The organism is Mycobacterium sp. TH-M103 (genome assembly GCF_057473785.1).
Genome location: NZ_JBYCLG010000359.1, coordinates 1 through 3,215 on the forward strand (window position 1 = coordinate 1; position 3,215 = coordinate 3,215).

Consider the following 3,215-nt stretch of genomic DNA (forward strand, 5'->3'; position numbering starts at 1 on the left):
CACTCGACCCGCACCGGCCAGTACAAGATCTTCAAGGAGTACACCCGCCTGGTCGACGACCAGAGCGAGCGGATGGCCTCCCTGCGCGGGCTGCTGAAGTTCCGCTCCGACGTTCGCCCGCCGGTGCCGCTGGACGAGGTCGAGCCGGCCAGCGAGATCGTCAAGCGCTTCTCGACGGGCGCGATGAGCTACGGGTCGATCTCCGCCGAGGCCCACGAGACGCTCGCCATCGCGATGAATCGGCTCGGTGGGCGGTCCAACAGCGGTGAGGGCGGCGAGGACGTCGCACGGTTCGACCGCGACCCCAACGGCGACTGGCGCCGCAGCGCGATCAAGCAGGTCGCCTCCGGGCGGTTCGGCGTAACGTCGCACTACCTGACGAACTGCACCGACATCCAGATCAAGATGGCCCAGGGCGCCAAACCCGGTGAGGGCGGCCAACTTCCGGGACACAAGGTGTACCCGTGGGTCGCCGAGGTGCGGCATTCGACGCCCGGAGTCGGGCTCATCTCGCCGCCGCCGCATCACGACATCTACTCCATCGAGGACCTGGCGCAGCTCATCCACGACTTGAAGAACGCCAATCCCTCGGCGCGGGTGCACGTGAAACTGGTGTCCGAGAACGGCGTCGGCACGGTGGCCGCGGGCGTGTCCAAGGCGCACGCCGACGTGGTGCTGATCTCCGGGCACGACGGCGGCACCGGGGCCACCCCGCTGACGTCGATGAAGCACGCCGGGGCGCCGTGGGAACTCGGCCTGGCCGAGACGCAGCAGACCTTGCTGCTCAACGGGTTACGCGACCGGATCGTCGTCCAGGTCGACGGTCAGCTGAAGACGGGGCGCGACGTGATGATCGCCGCGCTGCTCGGCGCCGAGGAATTCGGTTTCGCCACCGCGCCGTTGGTGGTGTCCGGCTGCATCATGATGCGGGTATGTCATCTGGACACCTGCCCGGTCGGCGTGGCGACCCAGAACCCGCTGCTGCGCGAGCGTTTCAACGGCAAGCCCGAGTTCGTGGAGAACTTCTTCATGTTCCTCGCCGAGGAAGTCCGGGAATACATGGCGCAGCTAGGTTTCCGGAACTTCAACGAGGTCGTCGGGCAGGTCGGCTCGCTGGACACCACGCTGGCCCGCGCGCACTGGAAGGCGCACCGGCTGGATTTGGCGCCGGTGCTGCACGAGCCGGAGTCGGCCTTCATGAACCAGGACCTGTACTGCAGCTCGAGTCAGGATCACGGTCTGGACAAGGCGCTGGATCAGCAGTTGATCGTGATGAGCCGCGAGGCGCTGGATTCCGGTAAGCCGGTGCGGTTCTCCACCACGATCAGCAACGTGAACCGCACGGTGGGCACGATGTTGGGCCACGAGTTGACGAAAGCCTATGGTGGGCAGGGCCTGCCGGACGGAACCATCGACATCACCTTCGAGGGCTCCGCGGGCAACAGCTTCGGCGCATTCGTGCCGCGGGGGATCACGTTGCGTGTCTACGGCGACGCCAACGACTACGTCGGCAAGGGTCTGTCGGGTGGCCGGCTCGTGGTTCGCCCGTCGGACAATGCCCCGCAGGATTATGTGGCCGAGGACAACATCATCGGGGGCAACGTCATCTTGTTCGGTGCCACCAGTGGGGAGGCTTACTTGCGCGGCGTGGTCGGCGAGCGATTCGCGGTGCGCAACTCCGGGGCGCACGCCGTGGTGGAGGGCGTCGGCGACCACGGGTGCGAATACATGACCGGGGGCAAGGTCGTCATCCTCGGCCGTACCGGCCGCAACTTCGCGGCCGGCATGTCCGGCGGGGTGGCCTACGTCTACGATCCGGACGGCGAACTGCCGCAATATCTCAACACCGAGATGGTGGAACTCGAGAGCCTCGAGTCCGACGACGAGGAATGGCTGCACGGCATGATCCAGGCGCACGTCGACAACACCGATTCCGCGGTCGGGCAGCGGATCCTGGCCGACTGGCCGGGGCAGCGGCGGCATTTCGCCAAGGTAATGCCGCGGGACTACAAGCGGGTGTTGCAGGCGATCGCCGAGGCCGAGCGCGACGGCCTGGACGTCGACAAGGCGATCATGGCGGCCGCGCATGGCTGACCCGTCCGGCTTCCTGAAGTTCACGCACCGGGAACTGCCGAAGCGCCGTCCTGTCCCGCTGCGGTTGCGCGACTGGAACGAGGTCTACGAGGACTTCGACTCCGAGACGTTGCGCGAGCAGGCGACCCGCTGCATGGACTGCGGCATTCCCTTCTGCCACAACGGCTGCCCGCTGGGCAACTTGATCCCGGAATGGAATGACCTGGTCCGCAACGGTCGGTGGCGCGACGCCATCGAGCGGTTGCACGCCACGAACAACTTCCCCGACTTCACCGGCCGGCTCTGCCCGGCGCCGTGTGAGCCGGCCTGCGTGCTCGGCATCAACCAGGATCCGGTGACGATCAAGCAGATCGAGCTCGAGATCATCGACAGGGCTTTCGAGGAAGGCTTCGTGACGCCGCTACCCCCGCACACGCGGACCGGAAAGACGGTCGCGGTGGTGGGTTCGGGCCCGGCGGGCCTGGCCGCGGCGCAGCAGCTCACCCGCGCCGGCCACGCCGTCACCGTGTTCGAGCGTGCGGACCGCATCGGCGGCCTGCTGCGCTACGGCATTCCGGAGTTCAAGATGGAAAAGCGCGTCCTGGACCGGCGGCTGGACCAGATGCGCGCCGAGGGAACCGAATTCCGGCCCGGCGTCAACGTCGGGGTCGACCTCACCGTCGAGGCGCTGCGGGCCGACTTCGACGCGGTGGTCCTGGCCGGCGGAGCCACCGACTGGCGCGACCTGCCGGTGCCCGGCCGCGAGCTGGACGGTATCCACCAGGCGATGGAGTTCCTGCCCTGGGGCAACAAGCAGGCGCTCGGCGACCTCGGCGACGGGGAGGTCGGTCCGGACGGGCAGCCGCCGATCACCGCCAAGGGCAAAAAGGTCATCATCATCGGCGGCGGTGACACCGGGGCGGACTGCCTGGGGACCGTGCACCGGCAGGGCGCGGTCGCGGTGCACCAGTTCGAGATCATGCCGCGGCCGCCGGACACCCGCGCGCAATCCACGCCCTGGCCGACCTACCCGCTGATGTACCGAGTGTCCTCGGCGCACGAAGAGGGCGGCGAGCGGGTGTTCTCGGTGAACACCGAGGAGTTCGTCGGCAAGGACGGTCGCGTGACCGGGCTCAAGGCGC

General features: G+C 67.9%; 2 protein-coding genes. Both read left to right on the top strand.

Annotated features, from left to right (window positions below):
- Nucleotides 1-2,094 (top strand): glutamate synthase-related protein (locus AC2VOR_RS19930; protein WP_486964374.1); only part of this gene is annotated, 2,094 nt, incomplete at its 5' end.
- A partial coding sequence (locus AC2VOR_RS19935; RefSeq protein WP_486964375.1) for a glutamate synthase subunit beta occupies nt 2,087-3,215 on the top strand: 1,129 nt, incomplete at its 3' end. The genes AC2VOR_RS19930 and AC2VOR_RS19935, both read left to right, overlap by 8 nt.